This is a genomic window from Oceaniglobus roseus, from assembly GCF_002869745.1.
GTDB lineage: Bacteria > Pseudomonadota > Alphaproteobacteria > Rhodobacterales > Rhodobacteraceae > Oceaniglobus > Oceaniglobus roseus.
Genome location: NZ_PNOS01000082.1, coordinates 1 through 2,459, shown reverse-complemented (window position 1 = coordinate 2,459; position 2,459 = coordinate 1). Strand labels below are relative to the sequence as shown.

Genomic DNA, 2,459 nt, shown 5'->3' with positions numbered 1-2,459 from the left:
CCCGCCGCTCCGGAGGCACCGAGAACAGCGCGAGCCCCGCCCGGTGCACATCCTCCAGCGACCGCGGCCCCAGCACCCCGACCCCTTCGATGAAGCCGATGGTCTGGTCCGGCGACACGGCGAAGCCCCCCCGCCGCAGCACCTGCGCGAAGGTCACGAACGGCTCCAGCGCCCGCGGCAGGCTCATGGCGTCACCCCCGGCGACACAACCCCCTGTTTCTTCTTTGCAGAAATACTGCGGGGGAGAGGCGCGCCAGCGCCTCGGGGGCAGCGCCCCCATCCCCCGCCCGCCGCAGGCGCCGCCCTCAGGCGGAAGGAACCGCCGCACCTCACGCCGCCTCTCCCGGCAGGAACTGCCCGAGCCGCGGCGCGAGGTACGTCAGGTCGTCGTGGTCCTTCAGCGCCACCCCGATCGCCCGCCGGAAGGCATCGGGCCAGCGCGCGCCCTGGCCCGCCAGCAGCGTCGCCGCCTCGGCCCATTCGATGGTCTCGGCCACCCCCGGCGGTTTCGCCAGCGGCTCGGCCCTCAGCGCGTTGACCGCCCCCACGACTGCCACCGCCGTCGCCTCGGCGACGGAGGAGGCGCGGGCCATGACGATGGCGGCCTCGAGCCCCGGATCGGGGTAGTCGATCCAGTGATAGACGCAGCGGCGGCGCAGTGCCTCGTGCAGGTCGCGGGTGCGGTTCGAGGTCAGGACCACCACGGGCGGACGGGTGGCGCGGATCGTGCCGGTCTCGGGGATCGAGATGGTGAAATCGGAGAGGAACTCCAGCAGGAAGGCCTCGAACTCGTGGTCGGCGCGGTCGATCTCGTCGATCAGCAGCAGGCTGTCGCCGGGATGGCGCAGCGCGGCCAGAAGCGGCCGCTCCAGCAGGAAGTCGTCGGAATAGAGGTTCGGCGCGCCCTGCCCCGCCTGCCGGATCGCCAGCATCTGCCGGGGATAGTTCCACTCGTAGAGCGCGGCGGCCGCGTCGATGCCTTCGAAGCATTGAAGCCGGATCACCTGCCGCCCGAGGACGCCGCCAAGCGCCTTCGCGGCTTCGGTCTTGCCCACGCCCGGTGCGCCCTCCAGCAGCATCGGCTTGCCGAGGGCGAGCGCAAGGTAGGCCGCCGTCGCCAGCGCATCGTCGGCGAGGTACTGCGCGTCGGTCAGCGCTCGTTGCAGCGCCTCGGGGCTTTTCAGCCCGCCGATGTTCGGCTGCACCGCCATCAGCGCGCCCCTTGCGGGCGGGCGCCGCCGTTGGCCTTGAGGCCGCGCAGGATCTTCTCGGGCGTGATCGGCAGGCGGTCGCAGCGCACGCCGACGGCGTCGTAGATCGCGTTGGCGATGGCGGGCAGCACCGGGTTGGCGCACATCTCGCCCGGCCCCTTGCCGCCGAATGGGGCGTCCTCGGCCGGGCGCTCCAGCACGGCGATGTGGTGGGGCACGATCTGGCCCGGACCCGGCATCAGGTAGGTGTTGAAATCGGTCGGGCCGTGGCCGCGGTCGGGGTAGTAGGGCTCGGTCGTTTCGTAGAGCGTGTGCGACACGCCCATCCAGGCGCCGCCGATCAGCTGCTGTTCCACAAGCTTCGGGTTCAGCGCACGGCCGACCTCGTAGGCGGAATTGATCTCCTTGACCTCGACCTCGCCGGTCTCGTCGTCCACCTCGAGGTCGATGATCAGGGCCGCGTGGGCGAAGCAGGTGACGGGGGACATCTCGCCGGTGTCGGCGTCGACGTCCGAAAGCGGGACCAGGAAGATGCCCCGGCCCGAGAGCGTGCGGCCCTGCTTGAATTGCGCCGCGATGGCGGTGTCGGCCACGGTGATGCTGCGCGAGGGCGCGCCCTTCACATGGATGTTGCCCTTGCCGTCGGTGGTGAGGTCCGTGGCGGCGACCTCCAGCTCGTCGGCGGCGGCGTCGAGCATCTGCTTGCGCGCCTCCGCGCTGGCCCGGATCACGGCGTTGCCGACGCGGTGGGTCCCCCGCGATGCGAAGCTGCCCATGTCGTGGGGGCCGGTGTCGCTGTCGGCGGTGTCGACATAGACATCCTCGACCGGCACGCCGAGGGTTTCGGCGGCGATCTGGCGGGTGACGGATTTCATCCCCTGCCCGAGGTCGATGGCCGAGAGCGCCACCATGAACTTGCCGTCCGGCGTCGAGTGCACCAGCGCCTGCGCCGGGTCGCCGCCGAGGTTCATGCCGATCGGGTAGTTGATGCAGGCGAAGCCGCGCCCCTTGTGAATTGCCATGTCAGCGCCTCCTCGTGCCGGAGACGAAGGGCGAGGTACCGGGCTTTCGGGTGCCGCGCGAGAAGGGCTCGGCCGGCTTGTAGGGCTCGAACGCCGAACGCTGCGGCTCGGGCGCCGTCTGGGACGCGGGCGCGGGCGGCGGATTGGGCGCAGGGCGCGGGGCCGCGGCCGCGGGGGGCGTGTAGGACGGCGGGGTATAGGACGGCGCGCCCGCCGGCGGTGTCGG

3 protein-coding genes are annotated in these 2,459 nt (G+C 71.8%); all 3 read right to left on the bottom strand.

Translation table 11 applies throughout. The features are described from left to right. A partial coding sequence (locus A7B20_RS21055) for a hypothetical protein (RefSeq protein ID WP_216641236.1) occupies positions 1–187 on the bottom strand: 187 nt, incomplete at its 3' end. Between the two features lie 142 nt (positions 188–329). After that, on the bottom strand, positions 330–1,211 hold the full coding sequence (locus A7B20_RS21050) for an AAA family ATPase (RefSeq protein ID WP_102110532.1): 882 nt from the start codon (positions 1,209–1,211) through the stop codon (positions 330–332). Then, the gene (locus tag A7B20_RS21045; protein WP_102110531.1) at positions 1,211–2,233 is read right to left on the bottom strand and encodes a xanthine dehydrogenase family protein molybdopterin-binding subunit; all 1,023 of its coding nucleotides are present in this window, start codon (positions 2,231–2,233) and stop codon (positions 1,211–1,213) included. Before A7B20_RS21045 ends, A7B20_RS21050 begins: the two co-directional genes overlap by 1 nt. Positions 2,234–2,459: the final 226 nt, after the last annotated feature.